This is a genomic window from Streptomyces sp. NPDC001137, assembly GCF_040298885.1.
In the GTDB taxonomy this organism is placed as follows: Bacteria; Actinomycetota; Actinomycetes; order Streptomycetales; family Streptomycetaceae; genus Streptomyces.
In genome coordinates this window covers 26,789-50,035 of the sequence record NZ_JBEPBA010000024.1, presented here as the reverse complement: position 1 = coordinate 50,035, position 23,247 = coordinate 26,789, and the positions used below count along the sequence as shown (strand labels likewise).

The window sequence follows — 23,247 nt, the reverse complement described above, 5'->3', positions numbered from 1 at the left end:
GGCCTGTTGAGCTGTTCAAGCATGCCGGGTTGTCCGGGGGCAGCGGTTGGTTACTCATGACCACAGTGCGTCCTGTCCCGGATCGCTGTCATCGGCCGATCCGGGTGCCGTCGCGCTCCCCACGCCGATTTCACCCTCCGCGCCGATCCCGCTGCCCGCGCCCCCCGCGCCGACCGCGACGACCGCAGGCTCCGCCTGACCGGGCATCGTCGCCAGCTGATGCTCCGGTTCGCTACCCCGCACCCGCTCCCTCCCGTCCCACTCCCAGCGCGTCACCAACACCGCCGCGATCTCGTCGACGCGCGAGAGCTGCGCGATGGAGATGCCCGGCACCTGCGGGTAACAGGCCCACTCCCGCTCGCTGGTCATCACCACGTCCAGGTCGAAGGCGTGCAGCAGGCCCAGGCACTTGGCGCGTGAGTCGTCGTCCACGCCTGCGAACGCCTCGTCCAGGGTGACCAGGCGCGGGGCGTCGGGGGCGGCCGTGGCGTAGTGCGAGGAGGCGGCGGCGAACAGGGGTACGGACACGGCCAGGACGCGTTCGCCGCCGGAGGCGGGGCCGGTGGCCGGGACCCAGCTGCCGTGCTGGTGGCGTTCGATGCCGAACTCGTGCCAGGCGCGGTAGTCCAGCGCCGCGGTGAGCACCTCCAGCCAACTGCCCACCGCGTCGTCGGACTGCCGGCGGGCGATCTCGGCCTGCAGGAACTCGCCGACCGCCGTCCGGTCCTCGGGTGCCCAGGCATCGGCGGACTGGCGCAGGCGTTCGCGGGCCTGGGCCAGGCCGGTCGGTGCCTTGCGCGAGGGCCGCCACACCAGGCGCAGCTTCATGCCGGTGGAGGTGGGCCGCTCCTGGAGTTCGGCGTTCATGGCCCCTACCTGGCGTTCGGCAGCCGCGATCAGTTCCTGCAGGGTGCCGGCGACCTCGGTGAGCAGGTGGGTTTCGAGGATCTCGCGTTCGTGCGCGGACAGGATGCGCGCCAGCTCGCTCACCTCGAGGCCGAGGGCTGCGGCCAGTTCGGGCACGGTCCGGCGGCGGCCCTGGTAGACGATGTCGACGACCATGCCGTCCTCGACCATGCGGGCGGTGGCGGTGTGACCGCCGCGGGAGAGGGCGTCCTGGAGTTTCTTGTACTCCTCGCTGAGCCGTTTCTGTACGCGTTCCCAGGCGCCCTCGGAGTCGTCGATGCCGGACGGACCCGACAGCTGTGCCTCGATGGCGCGGGCGAGTGCGACGGCCGGGGTGGCCGCCCACGGTCCGTCGTCCAACGGGGGTACGGCCGTATCGGGCAGCGCGACGGTCAGCAGGCCGGTGGCCGCGAACCGCTGCAGCGCGGCGATGGCCTCGGCGCGGGAGGCGGCGGCCTCGGTCACGTCCTTCTCCAACTGCTCGATGCGGCCCTCCGCATGTCCCACGCGGCGGCCGGCATCGGTGTACTCCTCGCGCAGGCGCCGCTGGTCGCGCTCGGCCGTGGCCAAGGCTTCCGCGGTAGCGGCAAGGCGCCGCTCCAACTCCGCGACTGCGGTGCCGACGGTGGAACGCAAGGTGGTGTGGCGTTCGTCCGCGGCGGCCGCCAGGCGCGCCGACTCCTCGGCGCGCAGGGCGAATTCGGCCACCCGGGTGGCGGCTTGTTCGGCTTCCGTGCGTTCGTCGGCGACCGTGCGTACGGCTTCGGCCCGCTCGCGCAGGGCTGGCCACAAAGCGGCCAGGACAGCCGTGTACTCGGCCAGTGCCTGGCGGACGGCGGCCAGCTGTGGCCGGTCGGCGGGCAGGTTCACGGCGGCGGCCGTGTCGGTGAGTTCGGTGGTGGCCTCGGCCTCCTGCCCGGCCGCTGCGGCCAGTTCCGCGGCACGTTCGTCCTGGCGGGCGCGGGCCCGGTGGGCGGCGTCGGCCGCGGCCGCGGCCAGCGCGTGCGCATGGCGCAGGGCGGCGTCGTCGGGGACGGCGGCCAGTTCGGCGTCCAGGGTGCGGCGGCGCCGGGCCACCGTGGCCCGTTCGGCCTCCAGTTGCCCGGACTGCCGCGCCAGGGCGTCGAGTTCGTCGCGCAGGACGGCGATCCGGGTCCGGCGCGCCTCCTCGCGGGCGCCCTCGCCCACATACACCGCGGCCTGCTTCGACCAGCTGCCGGTCAGGGCCCCGACCCGGAAGCGGCCGTCCACCGCCACCCAGGTGTCGCCGGAACCGCCCGAGCCGAGGCCCACCGCCGCCAACAGACGGGCCACCGTCTGCTCACCGACGCTCATGGCCCGCGCGTCACCGTGGTCCACGGCCGGGCGCAGCGCATCACCGAGGACTGGCCTGTCGAGCGGGGCACCCGGCGACAGCAGGACGTCGTGGCCGTCGGCGTGCAGGACGGTGCCGTCCGGGCACACCCAGGCGTCCAGCAGACCGGAGGCCTCCAACGCCGCCTCCAGGCCCGCGCGTTCACCGGCACTGACGTGGTCGTGGAAGTCGACCAGACGCCACAGCGGCGCCCCGGGAGCCTGCTCGCGCACCCCGGGCGTACGAGTGTGCGGCGCCGTGGGGGCGCGCTGGCCGCCCGCCTCCAGCTCCGTCAACTCCCGCTCAGTCGAGGCGCGTTGGACCTCCAGGTCGGCCAGCTTCTGGCCCAGGAGCGCCGTCCGGTCTGCGAGGTCGGAGGCCCGGGCGCGGTGGGCGTCGGCGGTGTGCACGCGCGTGGGTGAGGGGCCCTGCAGGTGGGTGACCCAGTCCTGCAGGCCGTCCAGCAGGCCCACCGGGTCGCCGGGCGTCAACTCCTCGCACACGTCGAGGTGTTCGCGTACGGCGGCGACCAGATCCCGGCCCGCCTCGGCCGCGACGGCCTCCGCCTGGGCCTGCAGTTCGGCGGTGTGTCCGGCCTCGGTCTGTGCCTCGTCCAGGCGGCGGGCGGCGGCGCGCCGCTCGCCGGCGGCCTCCTCGGCGCGCGTCGCCAGCTCCTCCACGTGGTCGACGGTGCGCCGCCTGCGCGCCACCGACTCCTCGGTTACGCGGCGCAGTTCGGACTCCGCCGCGCCCTCGGTACGCAGCTCACCGTCGAGGCGGGCGGACGAGGCCGCCTCCCGCTCGCGGGCGAGCGTGTCGGCGACCTGCTGCTCGGCTGCCGCGAGGCGTCCTTCGGCACTCGCCAGGCGGCCCAGGGCGCGGGTGTGGAGCTGGGCTGCCTGCTCCCGGTCCGCCTCGGCGCGGGAAAGCTCCGAAGCGGTCCGGCGGGCATCGGCCGCCGCCTGCTCCAGCTCCCGGGCGCTGCGCATCTCCGGGCCCTCGCGCAGGGCGGCGTCCTGCGCTTTCAGCCGAGCGGCGCTCTCCTCCAGTTCCGCGATGCGCCCGGCGATGTCCTCCCGCTCCTCCTCGGCCTGCGAGCGCTCGCTCTGGGCCTGCGCCAGGTCGCGGCCCATCTGTTCGTAGCGGGCGTGTTCGTGGCGGGGGAGTCGGGCGCGGCGGCGGGTGGCGACACGGGCGTAGCGGCGGTAGTGCTCAAGGAAGGCGGTGGCGGCCCGCTCGGCCTCGGTGGCCGCCCGCAGTTCCTCCTTCTCCTCGTCCAGGGACCGGAACGCCTCGGCCACGTCGGCGATCACCGCCTGGTCCATGGGCGGCAGCGCCTCGGTCAGCGCACGCGACAGCGCCGTCTCGTTGGGCCGTTTCGACAGCTGCGGCTGGCGCAGCTGGATCAGCAGGTCCACCAGGGCCGCGTACCGCCGCTCACCCAGCCCGAACAGTGCCTCGTCGACCGCCCGGCGGTAGGCGGTGGCCGTGTCGTACACCATGCCCCGCCCGGCGACCGCTTCCGCGAGCCGATCCCGCGACAGCGCGGTGCCGGTGGCGTCCAGCAGACTGAGTTCCACCCCGATGCGCTGGTCGGTCACGGCGTACCAGTGACGGGCGATGCCCCGCCCCGCCACCGCCTTCAGCCCACAGGCCAGGGTGAGGAAGCGGTCCTGTCCGGCGGCCTCGTCCTGCCGGCCGAACTCGATCCAGGTGTAGCCCAGCCGCTCGGGGTGCGGGTGCTGCCCGCCCAGCAGCAGGTTCCACTCCATGCGCTTGCCCGGATCGGCGTCGGGTTCCACGCGGCGCGCGGACAGGTCGCCGTCCAGGAGGAAGGGCAGGGTCAGCGCGAGGACCTTGGACTTGCCGGTGCCGTTGTTGCCGCGCAGCAGCAGCCGCCCGTCGCGGAACCAGAACTCCTCGGTGTCGTAGTAGAAGAGATCCACCAGGCCGATACGCAGCGGCCGCCACCGGCCGGGTGCGGGAGTGGGCAGGGCGGTCACGGCTCTCACGCCTTTCGCTGCGGGGTACGGGGGCTGGGAACGCCCGGTTCTCGTACGACGGTCTCGCCCACCGCATACCGGGCCAGCGCCGGCAGCGGTACGACGCCGCCGGGCACGGCGGTCACCAGGCCCAGCGCGGTCAGCTTGGCCAGCGCCTGCTCCACCAACTCACCTTCCGCGCCGGGCTGTTTGGCGCTCTTGGACCAGAACCCGCCGTGCTCGGCGGCCAGTTCCCGCACTCGCCGCTCCAGCTCGCCGCGGCTGACGACGTCGGTGGCGGTCGCGAGGTGCTCGGCGAGCAGCAGGGTGATGTGCCCGTGGGTGCCCTGCTCGGGCATCCGCACGTCGGTCAGGTCGTCCACCGGGTCGACCATGGCGATGCCTTCGGCGCGCACCTCCGCGACCAGCCCGGTCAGTTCGGTGATCCGTGCGGTGATGAAGGCGCGCTGGCGGGTCAGGTAGACGAGTTCCTCGTCGGTCAGCTCGGCGTAATACAGCACCGGGTCGTCCAACAGGCGCCGGGTCAGCCGTTGGCGGATGGCGCGGAAGCGCAGTTCGTCGCTGTCCAGGGCACTTTCGACGGTCAGCTCGGCCAGCCGGTCCTCGAAGCCGGCCGCGGTGATCACCGACGGGCCGCGGCGGGCGGCCAGCAGCCCGGCCAGGACGCGGCGCTGGACGTCGTAGAGCACATCGCCCGCGCCGCTGACGTAGGCCTCCTCGTCCCCGGCCACCCGCCGCAGCACCCCGTAGCGCATGAGCAGCCGTACCACCGCCGCCAGATCCAGCCGCTCCTCGCGCCGCTCCAGCGTGAACTCGATGCCGGCGGCGGCCAGATGGGGATCGGCGGCGTCCAGAACCACCTGCTCGGCCAGCCGGCCGAGGGCGATCTGCGCCTCGCCCCGCTCCAACGCGGCCAGCGCCAGGCACAGCAGGACATAGCGGCGGCGGGTGAAGGGTGCGCGGGCGCGGGAGGCCTCGCGGGCCGGATGGGTGGCATCGGCCAGGGTGCCGGGGGTCCGCCCCAGCCGCGCCGCCTCCGCGTCCACCCGCAGCGGCCAGCCGGTGTTGCGGTCGAACCAGTCGCGCAGCTCGGCGGTGTGCCGGCGCACCAGGCGGAACTCGTCGGCGTGGGGGCCGTGTGCGAGCAGCAGCGGCTCCTTGAGCAGAGCGCGGGCGGCCTTGTGGAACTCGGCGGCGCGCCGGTTGTCCAGCACCTCGCCCAGGGGCGTGGTCATCGCTCCCCTTCCGTGGACGTGTCGTCGGCGCGCACCTGGCCGGTCCGGGTGAGATCGGTGATCTCGACCAGGTGGTCGGGGCCGCGGAAGGTGCCGCCGGGGGTGGGGATCTCGGCCGTCGTGCCGTCCGTCAGGGCGGTGAGCCGGATCTCCATTGTGCCGTCGTTGCTGGTTGCGAGGGTGGCCGTCATGCCGGGCCGCCAGGTGGCCAGTGCGTCGCCGAGCAACTGCAGGAACAGGCCGAAGGCGAGCGGGTCGAGCGCGCCGAGCGCGGACAGCCGCGTGGTGCCGTCCGTGGCGAGGCGGGTGCGGGCGGCCGCGATCTCCTGCGCCTGTCGGGCCGCGATCTCGGCCAGGTGCCGCCGCTGCTCCGACCGGTCCTGCACCCGACGGGTCCTGCCGCGCCGCTCGTAGCTGCCGGTGCGGCGCAGCTGCGGGCTGATCCGCAGCGGCTCGGCCTCGGCCCACGGGGTGGAGGGGGCCACCGGGCGGGCGGTGCGGCGATCGAGGGTGTCGGCATCCACAGTGAGGTGACGTGCCGGGTACAGCCCAAAGGCCGCACGCCACAGCCGGTGACGCGCCGCATCGTCGGGGGCCTCGGCGAACCAGCGGGCCAGGGTGCGAAAGTCCGCCGAGCGGTCCGAGCGGCCCGCCCGCCGCTCGTTCAACTGCCGTACGACCGCCAGCAGCTGCGGAATCGCCCCCAGAGCCCGGCCACGCAACAGACGGGCCTGCGACTCACGGCCGTCCGCCGACACGAACCAGGCGGCCAGGCCCGACCACCGGGCCACCCACCGCTCATACGCCCGCGCCTCGGCGCTCTCGGCCTCGTCCGGGGCCGCGTCGGCCGCCTCCCGGGCCGCCGCCAGCCGCAGCAGCACACCCACCCGGCCCCGCTCCTCCAACTCGCCGATGAGCAGGGCGATCCGCCCGCCCAGGGTGATCAGATCCTGGATGAACCGTTCCAGGTACTGGATCAGCCGGTCCTTGTAGGCGAGGAAGACCTCGACCTCGACATCGTGCAGGTCGATGGTGCGCTGCAGGGAGCCCATGAATGCCCGCGCGTTCTCCGCCAGCGCCTCGAACCGGCCGGTCAGCGCGGACAGCGCCAGGTGCGCCTTGGCCGCGTCCGGCTCGCCCTGCTCCTGCTCGGCGGCGATCACCACCAGAGCCCGCAGCTGGGTGACGATGTCGTGCAGGGCAACCGCTTGCAGCGCACCACGCCGTCCCAGCGCCTCGTCGTACGCCGACAGCGCCAGCTCGGCGGCCTCGCCGGCCTGGGTGAGCTGGTAGATGAAGCGTTTGCGGTAGAAGTCCTCCACCGCGGTGACCCGGGACGTGTCCGGGTCCGCCCGCAGATTGCCCCACTCGACCAGGCTGTCCAGCGCCTTGACCACCGCGTCCAGGTCGGTGGGCCGCTGCTCCGGCGGCAGCGCCGCGTGCACGTCCTCGGGCCGCAGATGAACCGCGAAGCGCTCCTTGGCGGCCAGGAACGCGCCCATCACCCGGCGGTAAAGGACAGCGTTGGGCACGGTGAGGTGAGCGAAGGGCGCGTACCCGGCCCGTGCCGGTCCAGTGGGCATCGACGTCATCGTCTGGCATTTTCCCTGACGGACACCCCGCTGCGGCAACCGTGGCCTGACCTTCACGCACGGTCATGTGCGCGTGTTTCTGTCCTTTCGCGTAGTCGGCTGTGCGTCGGTGGTGTCGCGGCGCATCACGCAGGACGTACCGGCGGCTCGCCCGGGACAAACCCGCTGCCTACGAACCTGATGGAAGCAGGCTTCGGCCGCCGCCCCAGACCAATTGGCGTGGTGCGCGCTCTCGGCGGCGACCCGGAACTCGCGGCATGACTGGGATGCGACCCGATGCGGGTGTGGACGGTCTGCCAGGCATCTGTTCGCCCCACTGGAGACCGTCCTCGCCGGGGGGCGCCTCCGGCGCCGTTCGGAGCCTGGACGACCATGTGCTCATCCAGTCCGTTCTGATGCCCCCGGCGCCGGCTGTCTGCGCAGTTGTCATGGCGCATGTGGCGGATCGTATGGCGGTGGCGCAGGAGCAGGAGATCCTGTGGTTGCTGTTGGCACTGGTTGCGGGCGAGGTGGACGGTGACTCGGTCGAGGACAGTCTCCAGATGCGCTGCGTGGAAACAGTCCGCGATGGGTTGTGACTGTCCGTCCGCTGCCGTGCCCAGCACGGCATATCCGCAGGTCACCACGCACTTTTCGGCTTGGTCGTCAGCCCGACATCCCCCTCTGCACACCCCCACGCTCGACCCGAAACAAAAAGAAAGGCAGGGGACGGCGGGCGAACGGGCGGGCGCGTGCCGCCGGGGGATCGGGGCCGCCGTTGCTCATGTTGCGCGTCGGCGCCGCCTCCGCGCTCGAGCGTCGGCAAAAGCCGGCGCACAGCAACAACACGGACCGGGCGAGGGCATGGGCGTCGGGAGACGTTCACCTCGGCTAGGACGACCTGCGTGAGTGGGAGACAACAGATGACGCGTCAGTACGGTGTCCCTGAGAGTGAACAGACGGCGCGAGAGGTGCAGGCATGACCGTCAGGCCGTCGTTGATCCAGGCCGAACGTGTGGACTGGGCTTCCTTGCGCTGTGGATGCGGCAAGACGGGCGCGCACATTCCCGAGACCTTCGCCAGTTTGCTCGTGGCCGTCACACCGCAGGAGATGGCAGACGCATCCCTGGAGGGACACGTCTACATCCAGTCGCTCCTTTTTGAAGTGGCGGTGCCGGTGACGTCCATGATCGTGTCGGCGCTTAGCGAGGAGACGTCGGAGGAGGTGCACATCCGGCTGCTCGATGAGCTCATTTCTTGTGTTGGTGGAGAGTCTCACTCGACCGAGATCGAGGCGGGTGCTCCGGAACTCGAAGTCGACTGCCAGATCGTGGCGCGCGAAGGGACCTGGATGCTCTATCAGGAGTATGCGACCGGCCGTGCGTCGATGGCTCGAATGATCCTTGACGCGGTGGACAACGACCGCGATCGGTTCGAGTACTTCGACTCCAAGTTGATCGACCGCGTCAGGAAGCGGACCAAGAGGCGCTGAATTCGGAGTACACGCCGCGGCGGGACGTGGCCGCGCGAGCACTGCGCCGGCTCCGCGCCTACCGGGCTTGCGTGGGCGCCCGCCAGGCTCGGGGAACTCCGGCCCGGGGGTGTGACGTCCCAGGCGGTGCTCGACCGGTGACCACTCCGTGCTTCCAGCCCGAGCGGGCGGCGTAGGTCAGGCCAGCGTGGGGCCGGCGGCCGTGTTCCTCAGGAGAGGTGTGCGGCCGCGGTCTTGTACGAGGTGGCCTGTGCGGGCGTCAGGTAGTGCGAGACGCGGATGAGGACCGTGTCGTGGACGTAGTCGTACTCGGTGAGTGCGGGCATCGACTTGGTGACTGTCTGAATGTATTTGGCGCGGGCTGCCGCATCGGCCGGGCTGCCGAACACCTCGATGGCGCCGCCGCGTTCGACGTCGCCCTTTTCCGTACCGGTCACGTCGGCCGCCTTGATCCTGGTGTCCGTGAAGGTGACCTTCGACGTGTACTGGTTCGGCCGGCCGAGGAGGTGGTTCGGGTCGTTCTCGGCCGTGACCGTGCCGGACAGCTTCGCGGAACTGACCTTGCCCGAGATGGAAGCAAACGCAGTGCTGGCGGTGAGCGGCTTACTCGCGGGGGCACCGGGATTCTGCGACGAGCTCGAGCCGCTGTTGGACGTGCCGTTGCTGCATGCGGTGAGTCCCGTGAGGAGGGCGGTGGCGAGCGCGGCGGTGGCGAGGGTTCTGTTCATGGGGGCGATCATGGACGCCCGCCGCGTGATGGGTGGGCGGCGTGGCGCAATTTTGACGGACTGTTCGGATTGAACGAGCGCCACCTCCCAGGCGCGGGTGAGCAGCACGTCCCGTGTCTACGGGGATGGCAAGCTCGTGCCCGGCGGGTTGTTCACGGCCAGTCTGAAGCCATCCAAAACCCAGTGGTTCGGCTGCTACGCCGAACTGGCGACCCCCGGGCCGTTCTTGAGGTGGCCGGTCAGGTCCTGAAGTGCCCTCCAGGCCTCGGCGTCGGTTCCGTCCCCGAGCGAGTAGTAGAGCGCCGGATAGCTGGGAGAGCCGAGCTGCCGCGGTTTCGTGGCGAGAGGTGGGCGGCGCGCATGAGTGAGGCCGATGGCGCGCACGTCCCGCGGGCCCAGGGTGAAGGACACCGGAAGAGGTGGGGCTTCCAGGTGGGCGGGCAGGGTGAGGTCGGTGCGGCCGTTGCGGAGAGTGGTGAGCATCGTCGTCAGGCCGTGTGAGCTGACGAGCGTGGCGGCGAGGGATTCCAAGGCGGATAGGGGGACTTCGGTGGGTGTGGAGTAGCCGAGTGTGAGGGTTGTGTCCTCGGCGACGCCTGCCGTGGTGCGGGTGATGCGGTGGGTGGCGATGGCGGGGTGGTCGGAGTTGCCGATCGCGATGAGGTGCGTCGGGGACGGAGCTCGGTCGCGGGCCAGGTCGGTCAGCTGGCGTGGGGACCAGGGGAGGTTGACGGGTTCCGCCGTGCCCCAGCCGGTGGGCGCCGTGCCGGTGAGGTGGCGCCAGGCTGTTTCGAGGGCGCGGCCGAGTACGAGGTCTGTGTCGGGTGCGTGCACCGTGCGGAACGAAACCGTGAGTTGCCGTTGCTCGGCCGGTGTCCTCGCTGCCGTAAAGGCGTCGGCGACCGTGGTGTCGCTCGGCGCGAACGTGCCGTCCCGCCAAGCGAGTCGTACGCCCGAGAGACCGTCGTAGTAGCCGCCTGACGGGTCCTGGATCACCCAGCGGTTGGGTGCGCCACCCAGTGCGGTGCGCAGCGGCAGGGTGAGGCGGACGTGGGGTGGTGTGACGAGGTGGAAGGCACGGTTCGTCTGTGCGGTGGTGCGGAGGAGGTCCGACAGCCAGGCGGTGAGCGGGGCGAGTGGGCGGTCGGCCAGGACGACCGCGGTCGAGTCGGTCAGGACGTCGACGATGGGGAGGGGCGAGGGGGGTGTCTGCGGCTGCTCGTTCGGCGAGTCGTCCGGGATCGGGACGTGCGCCGTGTGTGCGGCGCCGGGCGGCCAGCTGGTTCCGCCGAGCAGCATCGTCAGGCGTCCGCAGACGGATCCGGCCAGGGGTTCCGCCTCAGGTATGGCCGTGGAGGCACGGGTCTCCGTCCACCAGAACGGCAGTTCGGGCGCTGTTACTTGGGGGCCTAGGAGGCGTTCGGCCTCGCCGGGGACATGGACAAGGACCGGTGCCTCGACCGAGACCAGCGGACGCCCGCCCGCCGTGCACAGTTGCAGGACCGCGCCGTCGTCCGTGGCGGTCAGGCTCAGCTCGGGGCCGCCGGCGTGCAGGCCGGCCAGGAGTGAGCGGGTGTCCGGCATCTTCGGGGTGAGCGCGATGACGTCCTTGGTCACGCCGGGTGCTCCACGGGGTCGGTGTCGGCCGCGAGGGCCGTTTGGATCAGCTGGTGACGGCGGCCGCGGCGGACCAGGGTGCCCCGTCCGGGCGGCTGCGCAGAGGCGTACAGGCCGGGGAAGAGTTGGCCTTCCGTGCGGTCGCCCGCCATCACGAGGGCCGTCGCGCCGGTCTCGCGCAGCGTCGTCAGGAACGGCTCGTACAGCGCGCGCGAGGCGCCCGCGACGCGGCGTGCCACGACGAAGTGCAGGCCGATGTCCTGGGCGGAGGAGATGTAGGGCAGGAACGGGTCGAGGGGCTGCTGGCCGGCGGTGGTGAGGATGTCGTAGTCGTCGACAAGGATCACGATCCGGGGCCCGGTGAAGGCCGGTTCGTCGCTCAGCGCGTCGGGATCGGCGGCTTCCGGGAGTCGTTTCTCCAGTTCCGTCGCGATGCCGGTGGCGAGGGCGGCGGAGAGTTTCGCGTTGTGCGCGTAGCCGCCGCGGTACGGCTCCGGGATCACTCCGCGCAGGCCGCGCCGCGGGTCGAAGATGCCGAAGACGAGCTCGTCGTCGCGGTATCGGTCCACGAGCGCGCGGGAGATGAGCTTGAGGAGGTTGGTCTTGCCGCATTCGTTGTCGCCCAGGACGAGCAGGTGCTGATCGGTGCCGAACAGGTCGAGGACGGCCGGGGACAGGGCCTCCTGGTCGACGCCGATCGGTATCGCGTGCGGTACCTCGGCGATGGAGGGCAGGCGCTGCGCGGGCAGCCGGGTGGGCAACACCCGTACGGGTGCCGCCTGTTCGCCGTGCCAGGTGGCGCGCACGGTGCGTACGGCGTCCTCCAGGGCCGGCCCCAGGTCCGTGGTCTGGGCGAGCGCGTCGAGGCGGGGCAGGGCGACGTGCGCGAACAGCTTGCCGTCGGTCAGGGCGCGGCCCGGGGTGTCGGTCGACAGGGTCTCGGAGAGTTTGCGGTCGACGGAGGAGTCTGCGGGGTCGTTGAGGCGCAGTTCGATACGGCTGCCGAACATCGACTGCGTGGCGATGCGGACGTCGTTCCAGCGCAGCATGCCCGCGACGACGTGGATGCCGTAGCCGCTGCCGCGTTTGAGGAGGTCGGCCACGGCGTCGTCCAGGTCGGCGAACTCGTCGCGCAGCGCGCCGAATCCGTCGATGAGCAGGACGACATCCGTGGAGCCGAGTTCGGGCAGCTCGCCCTTCGCGCGCAGCGTGCGCAGCTGGTCGACGGAGTCGATGCCGTGCTCGCGGAACACTTGCTCGCGCTCGGCGAGCATGGTGCGCACCTCGGCGACCGTGCGGGCGGCGCGCTCGTGGTCGGCGCGCCCGGCGATCCCACCGACGTGCGGCAGGCCGGACAGCGCGCTCAGACCGCCGCCGACCAGGTCGAGGCCGTAGAGCGCGACGTCGTGCGGTGTGTGGGTCACGGCGAGGGACAGGGCCAGGGTGCGCAGCAGGGTGGTCTTGCCGGACTGTGGGCCGCCGATGACGGCCGTGTGTCCGCCGGCGGTGTTCAGGTCGTGCACCCAGCGGCCCTGCCACTGCCGTGCCGGGTCGTCGAGGACCCCGAGCGGAATCCGCAACGGGCCTTCCGTGCGGGCGAGTTGTAGACCGTCCCCCGATGCCTGCACCGGTCCGGCCGCTCCCGTCAGCGTCACCGCGGCGGGCAGCGGCGGCAGCCAGATCCGCCGCACCGGCCCGGCCGCGCCCGCGAGCTGGTCCACCACGGTGGACAGCACGGTCGGTCCGCTGTCGCGCTCGCGCGGCGTGCTCACGGTCTCGTCACCCGCCGTCCCGGTCGCCGTCTCCAGTGTGTTGTACGGCGGATACGGCCAGGCCAGCGGCTCGTCGTCGGCGACGGCATCGCGTTGCACCGGTCCGCGGTAGGCGCCGGAGACGTAGCCGGCCTTGAACCGTGTGTACGTGGATGTGTCGACCTTCAGATAGCCGAAGCCCGGCAGCGGGGGCAGGTTGAAGGCGTCGGTGGTCTCCAGGACCGTACGCGACTCGTCCGCCGAGAAGGTGCGCAGTCCGAGCCGGTACGACAGATAGGTCTCCAGGCCCTTGAGCTTGCCGCCCTCGATGCGCTGGCTGGACAGCAGCAGATGTACCCCGATGGAGCGGCCGATGCGGCCGATGGAGAGGAACAGGTCGATGAAGTCCGGTTTGGCGGTGATCAGTTCGCCGAACTCGTCGATCACGACGAAGAGGTGTGGGAGTGGTTCGAGGTCCGGGCGGGCGGTGGCGCGCAGTGCCCGGTAGTGGCCGATGTCGGCGATGTTCCCCGCGTCCTTGAGGACCTGCTGGCGGCGTTTGATCTCACCGGCCAGCGAGGTGTGCACGCGCTCGACGAGACCGGCCTGGTTCTCCAGGTTGGTGATGACGCCCGCCACGTGCGGCAGGCCCGTGAACGGGGCGAAGGTGGCGCCGCCCTTGTAGTCGACGAGCACCATCGCCAGATCCTCGGGCGGATGTGTCGTCACCAGCGCGAGCACCAGACTGCGCAGCAGCTCGCTCTTGCCGGAACCGGTGGCGCCCACGCACAACCCGTGGGGTCCCATGCCCAGTTCGGACGACTCCTTCAGGTCGAGCAGCACCGGCTCGTGGTGGTCGTCCAGCCCGATCGGCACCCGCAGGAAGTCACGCTCACCACGCGGCGCCCACTGCCGGACCAGGTCCAGGGCGGCCGGATCGTCGATGCCGAGCAGCTGAGGGAAGTCGACCGGGCCGGACACCGGCGTGCCGTCGGCGGCCGACTCGGGGGACAGGCGCAGGGGCGCCAGCATCCGGGCCAGCCCTTCGCCGCCGGCGGCGCTCACCGGATCCAGGACGCCCGAGACTCGTACGACGTGCTCGCCCCGCAGGTCATCGACCGTGACCCGGTCCCCGTCGACGGTGATCCGCACGGCGACCTGATCGGGCTCGTGCACCTGCTCGGCGAGCAAGTGCACCACGGTCACGCCCATGTCGCCGAGGGCGACGGCCGCGTCCGGGCGGGGTAGTTCGGACGCGTTGTGGCCGTAGTCGTCGCTTACGACGAGCAACCGGCTGCCGAGACTCAGCGCGGTGCGGTCGGACAGGCCGCGGCGCACCTCGGCGGCGTAAGAGGAACGCTTCTTCAGGTCGCCGGCGACGACCCGAGCCAACTGGGCGAGATCGGGCGCGATGCGCCGGGCGGCCACCGGCCCGTCCAGCTCGTCCGGGTGCAGGACGTGCGGCAGCCACTTCGCCCACTCCCACTCCGCCATGTGCTCCCCGGGCACGCCCAGCGCGAGCGCGACGTCGTCGGGCGCGTGCGTGACGGCGGCCTGTACGAGCAGTGCCCGGGCGACGCGCAGGACGCCCTCGCGGTCGCCGATGATGCTCACGTTGCCCGCGCGGTCCAGCGGTACCGTCAGCGGATGGTCGGTCGTGGTCGCGAACCGGGCCTGTAGCGCCCGCGCCTCGTTGAGCATGAACGGGTCCGGCGGCGTGAGCACCCCACTCGCCGAGTTCTGCCCGACCACCACGTCCTGCACCGGTACGTCGCCCACGCCGATGCGTACTTGAAGGAAGTCGGCGTCCGTACGCCGCCGTTCCCACAGCCGTGCCGGATCGCGCACCAGGTCGTACAGGGCCGAGGGAGGAGGGTTCAACTCCCTCGCAGCCTGCCGCCGTATCCGCTCGGCCGTGCCCAACTCCTCGCGCAGTTCCTCCAGATACTCCAGATACCGTTCGCGCTGCACCCGCCGCTGGCGCTGTGCCTTGCCGCGCTGCGACAAGAACAGCACCACGGCCCCGAGCAGCGCGATGACGAGCACGACCGCGCCGAGGCCCGCGAACTGGCTGGACCGGATGACGGTCATCATCACCACGGACGACATGACACCGGCCATCGGCAGCAGGGCCGTGGCCGCGGTGCCCATCTTTCCTTCGGGCAGGTTCGGCGGTGGCTCGATGGTGCGTGCCTCGGCCGCGGGCAGCGGGCGGGTGGCGCGGGCCGGGCGGTGGATCAAGTGTTGCGTCATCGGACCCGCACCGCCCGCTGCAGTGCCTGGGCCGCGAGTTGCGTGGCCGCGCGCCGTGCGCCCGAGCCGAGCAGCTCCGTACGGATGGGTCCGCCGGCCGCGAGATGCCGGTCGTAAGGCAGGTGCACGATGGTGACCCCTGTTTCGCGCAGATGCGCTGTGGCCGTCTTCAGGTCGAGGTTCATGTCGGGTGTGCCCGAGGTGAGGGCGACGACGGTGGACGCGAGGGCCTCGTGCGGCAGCTGGGCGAGCCAGTCGAGGACGATGCGTGTCCCGCCGACGCCCTCGGCGGTGAGGGGGGCGACGACCACGCGGGCGTGCGCGGTGTCCATCGCGGTGCGGGCCACCTCGCCGGGCAGCGTCTCGCAGTCCACGATCGTGACGGAGAAGTAGCGGCGCAGCGCCAGCGTCACCGTGCGGTAGGTGCGGATGTCCAGCGGGGGGCCGAGGCGTCCCTGGCCGGCGGGCAGCAGCCAGCCGCCGTCCGTGATCGGCACCAAGTACCCCGTGATGTCGGTGAGTTGCATCTGGGGAGTGAGGATGTGGGCCAGTTCGGTGCACGACCAGCGCACCGACTCGGCGCCGAGCCGCACCGGCAGCGTGCCGAGCGCGGCGTCCGCCTCCAGGGCGAGCACCGGGTCGTGCCGGTAGTGGTTGAACGCGCGGGCGAGCAGCGCGGCGGTCGTCGTCTTGCCGACGCCGCCCCGGATCGACGTCACGGCGATCACCCGGCCCGTGGTGACCGGCTGCTGCAACTCCCGCCCGATCCGGGTCTCCTCGGCGACGTCCTGGGAGGCCGATGAGGTCAGCCGCCGGATGGTCTGTCCGGTCCGGCGGGCCATGGAGTCGCCGTGGGGAGGCTTCCCCAGCGCGAGCGCGAGGCGGGGGTCGATGGTGGGGACGGATTCGGGGGTGGGGAAGGGGAGGGCGGGGGTGTTGGGGCGGTGACGGACGGCCGGTCTGGCGCTTGGCGCTGGTGGGGCTGCGGGGGGATGGGCGGGGCGGGGGGCGTACATACCCGGAGCGGTGGTGGTGGGCTCGGGGAGCTGGGGTTGGGGGTCGGTAGGGGAGGGGCTCGGCCGTGCAGGTGCGGGCCGTGCGGTGGCCTCGCGGTTCGGCGTGGTGTGGGGGGTGAGGGGACGAGGCTGGGGGAGCTGGGGTTGGGGGTCGGTAGGGGAGGAGCCCGACCGCGCAGGCGCGGGCGGCGTAGTGGCCCCGCGGTTCGGCGTGGTGTGGGGAGTGAGGGGACGAGGCTGGGGGAGCTGCTCAGCCGGCCGGGTCGGGTTCGCGGGCTGCTGCTGCGGTATGTCACCGGCGCGGGCAGGCGAGTCGGTGTACGGGGGAGACGGTTGCCCCGGGTTGGGGCGCGGTTCGTCGGGGTGACGGACCGGGAGGGGTGCCTGGGAGCCTTCCGCTTCCTTGTGGTCCGCCGTAGTTCCGCGCCCAAAGCCATCGGGCGCAGAGGCGTCGTTCGTGTCGGCCGCAGTTTCCGAGGCGGCCGACGTCGGTGCGCTGCCCCGCAGTTCGCGCAGCACCTCGTCCTGCCAACCGCCGCCGCCCTGAGCACTGGTCATCGCTGCCGCCTCACGCTCAAGCGAAGGTGCCGAGCAGCCGCCCGTACACGCCGAAGGCGCCGATCACCAGCGGGAACAGCGCGATCACTCCGACCGACTCGAGCATGTCGCCGAACCGGCGCAGCCGCACCCGCACATGCTCGGGCGGCTGCACCACGAGCACGGCCAGCGGGACGACCGCCAGCACCACCAGCGCCGCGAGCGGCCCGACCGCACCGGAGTGCTCCAGCCACACCCAGGCAAGGCGAACCGCCACCATCGCGGACGCCACGAGCAGCGCGACGACCTCAGGGACCAGCGGATACGCCCGCGCCCGCAACGCGAGCACCAGCGTGACGGCGAGCGCGAGCAGCACCGTCCACACCGTCGTCGTACGCAGTACGAGCGTTCCGGCGACGGCGGCGGACACCGCCGTCACGATCGTCGCGAGCGCGAGCCCGCGGTGCGTGGCCGCGAGCGCCGTCGACACCTGATAGCGGCTCACCGACGCACCGCCCGAGCGCCGGTCATCCAGCCCCGAAAGCCCGGACGCCATCAACGCGAACCGAGGCAGGAGCCCCAGTACGACCACCGACACGACGGCGAGCAGCGCACCGGCTCGCCCCGCCGACTGGAACGCGAGCGCCACCTCCCAGCACAGCCCGCCCCCGACAAGCGCGGCAGCCCCGAAGACCCCGCCGCGACCGAGTGGCGAGCACCAGCCGAGCAGCAGCAGCGAGACGGCCACCGCTCCGGCGACACCGGCAAGCCGCACCGCGCCCGACCAGCCCTGGGCGTCGGCCAGGCTCCACACCCCGAAGACACCCAGGGCGCCTCCGGCGACGACGAGTGTGCCGGCGAGCCCGCGCAGTCCGGCCCGGCCGAACGCCGCACCCGCGGCTGCGGCGAGCGCGGCGATGACGAGCAGCACGGCCCCCACGGTCTGTGCGGCGAACGCCTGCCGTGCGAGGAGGGAGGCGGCCAGCGCCCACCCGACCGTCGCGCTCCCGGCGACGACGCGTCGCGCGGCGGGCCGCCATCGCCAGGCCCGTACGTCGAGATCGTCGGCGGCCTCATCGGTCACGTCGTGGACGACTGGAGCGGACGGGGCGTCCTCGACGCGCACGAGCCGCAAGACCGCACCGTCCGCCACGGCAGCCGACTCCAAGGTGGCGTCCGGGTCGAGGACACTGCCGTCGCCGGCCACCAGATGACGTGTTTGCGGCCGCGTACCCACCCGATCGTCCAGCAGCCGCATCACCTCGGGAAGCAGCCGCCCGATCGGCTCCTGCGACGGCAGTACGAGATCGACCCGTCGTCGCTCACCCACCAGAGTGACCCGGCTCAACGCCAGCCCCGCACGGCTCGATGCCCCCGTAGATATCACGCGTTCGAACTTATCACCGGGCGGAAGGCGCACCGGTGGGTGTTTCGGCGGACGGCGAGGACGGTGCCGTAGTCGAAGTCCCATACGGGCTCGAAGCCTTGCCCAGAACCCGATGCGAAACGAACGACCACCCCACACACCCGGCACACAACACCGCAGCGATCACCACACCCGCAAACACCTTGCCCATCCGCTCGTCCACGGTCCGGCGCTGGCGCTGGCCGCCGAAGAGCACGGCATCGCGGAGCCGACGCCGCCGGACGGAGACCGACTCGAGGAGTTGGCTGTCGTAGTCCTGGGCTGGCATGGCTCAATTCCGAATCGTGGGTGGCGTGACGGCCTGGATGGAGATCACCGCTTCCCCCCCATCGGCTACCACGTCCTCCATGGGGATGTGCCAGCCTCCGAAGGGGGGAGATCTCCGGCGTATCAGGTGGGGAATGCGCCGACCCACGTCCGCTCCAAAAGATGCTTGGGCAGGTACTCGGACTCGACTTCGACAGGGATGTCTGCGTCGAAGGCCATGCAGGCGATGGCCAGTGGGCCCAAAGCCACTAGTCCCTCGCTGCTCTTGGGCCGTGCGGCATCGCCAGTCCAGTACTCGCGGTGCCAGGTGACCGCGTCTGCCAGGGCGGCGTTGAACGACTCCGGCTCTTGCCGCTGATAGCGATGGAAGATCTCCAGCGGCGGGTAGAGGATTTTGAGCATGAGTTCGGCACTGGCGATGTGGGGCGCCGCTGGGTCCGTGCCGTTGATGGCGGTGACCAGCGTGTCCCAGGTCTCCTGGCGGCCGAACCAGGCGTTCTGCAGCGTCTCCACCCACGCATAGATGTACTCGTCGAACTCCACCCCGGAAGCGCGGAGGAACGAGGTGGGAATACGCGCCAGTTGGTCGAGGCGCTCGTTGTCGCGGCAGATCACGGCCAGGTAGTACGAGGTGAGCCAATTGCCCGCGTGCAGGTACTCCTGGGGGCCGGTCGCGGGGAGGTTCTTGATCTCACCTTTGCTCCCGATACGGCACGGAACGGGGCCTTCCGCAGCAGCTCCTGAGATGAACAGACCCGAGCCCACCTGCATCGCGGTCACCCACGCTTCCCACGTCGGGAATTCCCCTGCCGCAGGATCCGTCAGACAGGTCCACTTCGCGACGGTCAGCGCGTAATCCAGAGCGTCGAAACGGTCGAACTCTGAGGTCTCGAGTTCCGAGAGCGCCTCTATGGTGCTCTGGATGATCGGCGCCATGGCTTCGTCCACGTTGTCCACCAGGAAGTCATGGCGGGGAATGCGGATGACCACGTACCCCCCTTCCTCTCAGTAGATCTTCAGTTCTTCCACTATGGCACCATCATAAAGGGAGCCGTTGGGCTCCTGGGCCTTGACCAGCACGTATCTCAACTTCCCTGCCTTCAGTGCGTTCCGGAACTCACGCGCAAGCTCGGCGTCACGACCGCCACGTTTCGTCATCTCGGCCATGATGGTTCGCAGGTACAGAAGCGTTCCTTGCTTCACCCTCATGCCCGCTGCGCCGCCATCGTCGCCGAGATGCGGATTCGTGGGGTCCTCAGGATCGGCGCGCCCCTGTCGCCAGTCGAGGTCGTTCCCTGGAGCCTTGTCCTCGGCTATCAGGATTCCGTCGTCCTTGATCCTGTATGCCCCGTCGAACATGTGGGCGCCGTTGGCTGTCTTGGGAAGCTCGATGGGCTCGGCACCCGGAAACTCGTGCGGTATCGCATGGAGCCTGGAGGCGTCCTCACCCAGGTTCTCGGAAATCTTACTGTTGGGGGGCACGTCACCAAGCTGTTTGGCGTACGCCTCTTGAGCAGCGGTAAGGGCCTCGTGGTTCGCTGCGGAGGGCGTCCCGTCAAACGCTCTCTGCGCATTCATGAGGGCCCGATAGGCCTGACGTTCCGCAGCCCGCCTGTCGAGAGTCGGCAGGACCTTGTCGGGCGCAGTACCTCGCGGGAGCGGCTTCGAGCCGAACCGGACTTCGGACGGACCGCTCGGCAAGTTGTGCTTGGCGACCCAATGCCCGTGAGAATCCTTCGCGAGCTGAGGGAGTTCGACTCCGTCCACCAGCCCGATGTTGGGCTTCCTTCGTCCGAGGATGTCGTAGTGGTCCTTGCGCCACTCGGGATCTTCGTTGGCCTTCCGGACATGCTCGTCCTGGATGGCTCTACGCTCAGCAGGAGTCAGCTCCCGCTGTCGCTCGCCTTGGGCGCCGTCACCATGCGTACGGTCCGTGTTGTGCTCATCGGGTCCTGTTGAGTGCGTGGCGCCGTCATGCGACTGGTCATGCTCTGGGCCGGTGCCGGACGCGCCGCGGCCCGCTACGGGGCCGTTTCCCGAGCCGTGTGAAGCGCCGCTGGCGCCTGTAGCCGGGCGCTCCCCGGTAGATGCACCGTTCCCGAGATCTCGTGCGCTGCCGCCGACGGTGTGGTCGCCACCCCTACCTGCGTCACCGACGGAATCCGTCGCCGCGTGTGCGCCGACAAGTTCAGGCTCTCGGGTGCCAGCAGCCGCTGAGCGCGGTGTGGACTCTTCGGTGGTGCGATCGGCGGTCGACGCCTCGACCTTGGCATCCGTGGCGTGTTGCCGCAGGCTGCCGTCGGCATTGAGGACGTGGCCGTCGCTGGTGAGGTAGACCTGGTTGCCCTTGGCATCGACGTACTCGATGGCGTTGTCGGGCACGGAAGCCGGGCGTTCCGCGGGCGGCAGCGGGTGTTCGGCGGGTGTGTACCTGTCGCCGAGGTTCGCCATGTCCAGGTACGTGCCGGTGCGGAGGTTCTTCAGGGTGCTGAAGGTGTCGCCGACCTTGACGAAAGCGAACTTGCCCACCTTGCCGACGTAGGTCATCGGGTCGACGGCCCGGCCGACCTTGCCGACCACCGAGAGGGTGCGGGCCGCAGCGCCGGCTTTGCCCGCTCCGCTTGCCGCGCTGCCGACGCCCTCGGTGCCGGCCACGGTCAGGACGTTGAAGCCGAACGCGCCGGCCGCGCGGGCCGGGTTCGTCTTCCACTGGTCGTACGCGACGAAGCCTTTCACCACCTGGGTGTGGACCTTGCGCGACTCACGCAGCCAGGAGGGCAGTTGGTCGTCCGGGATCAGCCACCAGGTGCCCAGCGTCGCACTGGTGAGGGAGGTGGCCGTGCCCAGCTTGGCGAGGTTCTTCCAGGCCTCGCCGGCCGCGCCCCAGCCGTCCGAGCCGAACAGGGTGCCCAGGCCGTGGACGGTGCCGATGACACCGTCGTGCCAGACGCCGTCCCACACCTGCTTGCCCTGGTGGACCAGCCAGGACCAGCCCTCGTACTCCCTCTCGACCGGCGCTCCCCAGGGGGTTTCCTTGGCGTGGTCGAGGTCGTCGGCGTTGTAGCCGTACGTGTTCTTGCCGTGGGAGCCGTCGTCGGCGCTCAGCCCGGCTCCGCCGATCAGCGCCATGATCTTGTTGTAGGCGGTGCGTTCGGCGGCCTGGAAGGCGGCGACCGTGTGGTTGACGTCGTGCCACAGGTCGTTGTTGTGGTCGACCTTGTCCTGGTCCTTGCGCCAGTCGTCGTCCCCGGTCACCGAGTTCACGAACGCGGTCGCGTCGGCCTTGAGCGCGTCCAACTTCTGTACCAGCGGCTGGACTTCGAAACTGTAGTCCGACAGGGCCGTGGCGACCTTCTCCAGGTCGTCGGCGAACGCGTCCGACTTCTGCTTCACCGGCAGCGTGGTGGCGAACAGCTGCTCCGCCTCCGGTGCCGAATAAAACGCGGACAGGCCCTGGAACTCGGTGTGCACGTCCGAGCCGGACGCCCGGAACTGACCCGCGTCCGCGGTCAGCAGCATTACATCGGTATCGAGCGTGGCCAGGTCGCCGATGAAGTGCGGGATCCCTGACGGGTCTATGAGCTTCGCCTCGTCACCCACCGCTACTGGCCCTCCGTGCGACTGCCCGTCTCACCCTTGCCGGGCATGTCCACCTTGGATTCCTTGGCCGCCGCCTGTTGGGCGTTCGCCGCCTGCTCCAGGGAGCCGGCCATGTAGTGGCGGGTGGCCTGGTCCGCTCCGTTCAGGGACTTCGACGTTCGCTTGGCGATGTAGAGGAGATCCCGGCTCCAGTGCTCCGCGAACTGGGCCAGTGCCGAACCGACCAGCCCGACCGTGCTGGTGTACGGCCCGTATTGGCTGCTCAGCGTTCCCGCCGCGGAGGCAGCTTCCTCGAGGCTGCCCTGCATCGCCGAGCCCGCGTCCGACATGTCCTTCGCCGCGGTCGCCGTCTTGGACAGCACGCCGTATACGCCTGCCGGATGGATTTCCCACCCCGTCACGACATTCCCCCTCGTCCCCGTACCTGCCGGGCCTCCGCCCGCCGTGCGCCTGCCGCTGCGTCAGCCGATGTTGTCGACGGCCGCCTTGGCCTTGGCCAGGGTCGACTGGGCGGTGCCGTCGTTCTGCTCCATCGTCGAGCGGACCAGCCGGATGATCTCGCGGACCTCGCTGGCCGCGCGGTGCCAGCGGACTTCCTTGCCGTGGTACTCGTCGGCGACGCCGTCCGCGGTGAAGTCGGCCATCGCGGCCTTCACCGCACGGTCGCGGTCGGCCAGTACGCGCTCCAGCCGGCCGATGACGCCGGCGAGGCTGCCCTGGACCTCGGCGGAGGCGCCGGTGTCGTAGGAGAGCCGGTCCTGGTTCTGAGCCATGATCGAGTGTCCCCCTTGAAGTTGGTGATGGATAAGGCGACTTGACTCGTGTCGGATAGGACGCTCAGCGTGCGCCGAAGCGGGCCGCGTCGAAATTGGCGGCGCTCATGTTCTGGTGCGCGTTGTCGCCCAGCTCCACATCACCGCTGCCGAACGCGGTGTCCATGCCGGACTGGCCGCCCAGGATCGCGCCGAGCGAGCTGTTCAGCTCGTTGGTGATCTCGTCGGCATGCGCCTTGAACGCGTCGAACGCGGCCTTGCCCGCTCCGTTGAACTTCCCTTCGAGCGGTTCCGCCGCCTGGATCAGCAGTCGGATCAGCGCGCCCAGGTCCTCGCTGGAACCGACGGTGCTCTTGCCGAGCTCCGACAGGGTCGTCGACCCCATGTCGAACTTCATCAACCCACCCCCGTAAGTGTGTTGTGTGCTACTGCCGCATGACCGACGCGACGTGATCGCGTGTCACGCGCGCCTCACAGCTCGTCGAACATCCTCTCGTACCACACGTTGCAGGCGCAACGCAGAAACGCAGAAGGTGCCGAAGTGGCGTGATCTAGTGCATCAGGGGCCGTGAATGACGTGTGGGGTGCGGCGCGGCCCGTTCCCCGCACGGGGACTGCGCCACTAGGGGTTCCCCTGCTAGAGAGGAAGGCCCTTCACCACCCATTGTTACTGGTCGGCGGGTGCGCAGCCCCCTCCTGCGTATCGCGCAACTTTAAT

General features: G+C 70.8%; 16 protein-coding genes. 2 read left to right on the top strand and 14 right to left on the bottom strand.

Annotation, left to right across the window (positions count from 1 at the left end):
* Positions 1-54: 54 nt before the first annotated feature.
* From ABT254_RS35785 to ABT254_RS35775, 3 genes are read right to left on the bottom strand one after another with little or no spacing between them, the layout of a single operon-like run.
* Complete coding sequence (locus ABT254_RS35785) at positions 55-4,263, bottom strand: TIGR02680 family protein (RefSeq protein WP_351479748.1); 4,209 nt, start codon at positions 4,261-4,263, stop codon at positions 55-57.
* 5 nt (positions 4,264-4,268) lie between these two features.
* On the bottom strand, positions 4,269-5,498 hold the full coding sequence (locus tag ABT254_RS35780) for a TIGR02678 family protein (protein WP_351479745.1): 1,230 nt from the start codon (positions 5,496-5,498) through the stop codon (positions 4,269-4,271).
* A complete protein-coding gene (locus tag ABT254_RS35775; protein WP_450752229.1) occupies positions 5,495-7,081 on the bottom strand; it encodes a TIGR02677 family protein in 1,587 nt (528 codons plus the stop codon). The genes ABT254_RS35780 and ABT254_RS35775 overlap by 4 nt, the downstream gene beginning before the upstream one ends.
* A 383-nt stretch (positions 7,082-7,464) precedes the next feature.
* Between ABT254_RS35775 and ABT254_RS35770 the strand changes: the two genes are divergently transcribed.
* Entirely contained in the window at positions 7,465-7,668 is a 204-nt protein-coding gene (locus tag ABT254_RS35770) for a hypothetical protein (protein WP_351479739.1), read from the top strand.
* Positions 7,669-8,048: 380 nt separating this feature from the next.
* Complete coding sequence (locus ABT254_RS35765; RefSeq protein WP_351479737.1) at positions 8,049-8,561, top strand: hypothetical protein; 513 nt, start codon at positions 8,049-8,051, stop codon at positions 8,559-8,561.
* 209 nt (positions 8,562-8,770) lie between these two features.
* Here ABT254_RS35765 and ABT254_RS35760 read toward each other — a convergent pair whose 3' ends face one another.
* The 11 genes from ABT254_RS35760 to ABT254_RS35710 form a co-directional block, all read right to left on the bottom strand.
* Positions 8,771-9,289, bottom strand: a complete 519-nt coding sequence (locus ABT254_RS35760) for a hypothetical protein (protein ID WP_351479734.1) — start codon at positions 9,287-9,289, stop codon at positions 8,771-8,773.
* Positions 9,290-9,484: 195 nt separating this feature from the next.
* Positions 9,485-10,906 carry a DUF6177 family protein gene (locus ABT254_RS35755; protein ID WP_351479731.1) on the bottom strand — a complete coding sequence of 474 codons (1,422 nt, stop codon included), beginning with the start codon at positions 10,904-10,906 and terminating at the stop codon, positions 9,485-9,487.
* Positions 10,903-14,910, bottom strand: coding sequence for a type VII secretion protein EccCa (eccCa, locus tag ABT254_RS35750; protein ID WP_351479728.1), 4,008 nt, complete (start codon positions 14,908-14,910; stop codon positions 10,903-10,905). The genes ABT254_RS35755 and eccCa overlap by 4 nt, the downstream gene beginning before the upstream one ends.
* Complete coding sequence (locus tag ABT254_RS35745) at positions 14,907-15,752, bottom strand: MinD/ParA family ATP-binding protein (RefSeq protein WP_351479725.1); 846 nt, start codon at positions 15,750-15,752, stop codon at positions 14,907-14,909. The genes eccCa and ABT254_RS35745 overlap by 4 nt, the downstream gene beginning before the upstream one ends.
* Before the next feature lie 748 nt (positions 15,753-16,500).
* On the bottom strand, positions 16,501-17,850 hold the full coding sequence (locus ABT254_RS35740; RefSeq protein ID WP_351479722.1) for an EsaB/YukD family protein: 1,350 nt from the start codon (positions 17,848-17,850) through the stop codon (positions 16,501-16,503).
* 13 nt (positions 17,851-17,863) lie between these two features.
* Positions 17,864-18,157, bottom strand: coding sequence for a hypothetical protein (locus ABT254_RS35735; RefSeq protein ID WP_351479719.1), 294 nt, complete (start codon positions 18,155-18,157; stop codon positions 17,864-17,866).
* Positions 18,158-18,279: 122 nt separating this feature from the next.
* Positions 18,280-19,146 (bottom strand): immunity 49 family protein, encoded by an 867-nt coding sequence (locus tag ABT254_RS35730; RefSeq protein ID WP_351479716.1) that lies wholly within the window; start codon positions 19,144-19,146, stop codon positions 18,280-18,282.
* Positions 19,147-19,161: 15 nt separating this feature from the next.
* Positions 19,162-21,756: a hypothetical protein gene (locus ABT254_RS35725; RefSeq protein WP_351479713.1), complete on the bottom strand. Its 2,595-nt coding sequence runs from the start codon at positions 21,754-21,756 to the stop codon at positions 19,162-19,164.
* A 2-nt stretch (positions 21,757-21,758) separates the two neighbouring features.
* The gene (locus tag ABT254_RS35720) at positions 21,759-22,157 is read right to left on the bottom strand and encodes a DUF6507 family protein (protein WP_351479710.1); all 399 of its coding nucleotides are present in this window, start codon (positions 22,155-22,157) and stop codon (positions 21,759-21,761) included.
* A 60-nt stretch (positions 22,158-22,217) separates the two neighbouring features.
* The gene (locus tag ABT254_RS35715; RefSeq protein ID WP_351479707.1) at positions 22,218-22,529 is read right to left on the bottom strand and encodes a pore-forming ESAT-6 family protein; all 312 of its coding nucleotides are present in this window, start codon (positions 22,527-22,529) and stop codon (positions 22,218-22,220) included.
* Positions 22,530-22,593: 64 nt separating this feature from the next.
* A complete protein-coding gene (locus ABT254_RS35710; protein WP_351479704.1) occupies positions 22,594-22,926 on the bottom strand; it encodes a hypothetical protein in 333 nt (110 codons plus the stop codon).
* Positions 22,927-23,247 lie beyond the last annotated feature (321 nt).

What these genes read in the sequence shown, in the direction of transcription:
- ABT254_RS35780 (WP_351479745.1), bottom strand. Translation starts at nt 5,498, where the DNA reads ATGACCACGCCCCTGGGCGAGGTGCTGGACAACCGGCGCGCCGCCGAG.
- ABT254_RS35735 (WP_351479719.1), bottom strand. Translation starts at nt 18,157, where the DNA reads ATGCCAGCCCAGGACTACGACAGCCAACTCCTCGAGTCGGTCTCCGTC.
- ABT254_RS35745 (WP_351479725.1), bottom strand. Translation starts at nt 15,752, where the DNA reads ATGGCCCGCCGGACCGGACAGACCATCCGGCGGCTGACCTCATCGGCC.
- ABT254_RS35715 (WP_351479707.1), bottom strand. Translation starts at nt 22,529, where the DNA reads ATGGCTCAGAACCAGGACCGGCTCTCCTACGACACCGGCGCCTCCGCC.
- ABT254_RS35775 (WP_450752229.1), bottom strand. Translation starts at nt 7,081, where the DNA reads ATGCCCACTGGACCGGCACGGGCCGGGTACGCGCCCTTCGCTCACCTC.
- eccCa (WP_351479728.1), bottom strand. Translation starts at nt 14,910, where the DNA reads ATGACGCAACACTTGATCCACCGCCCGGCCCGCGCCACCCGCCCGCTG.
- ABT254_RS35760 (WP_351479734.1), bottom strand. Translation starts at nt 9,289, where the DNA reads ATGAACAGAACCCTCGCCACCGCCGCGCTCGCCACCGCCCTCCTCACG.
- ABT254_RS35765 (WP_351479737.1), top strand. Translation starts at nt 8,049, where the DNA reads ATGACCGTCAGGCCGTCGTTGATCCAGGCCGAACGTGTGGACTGGGCT.
- ABT254_RS35710 (WP_351479704.1), bottom strand. Translation starts at nt 22,926, where the DNA reads ATGAAGTTCGACATGGGGTCGACGACCCTGTCGGAGCTCGGCAAGAGC.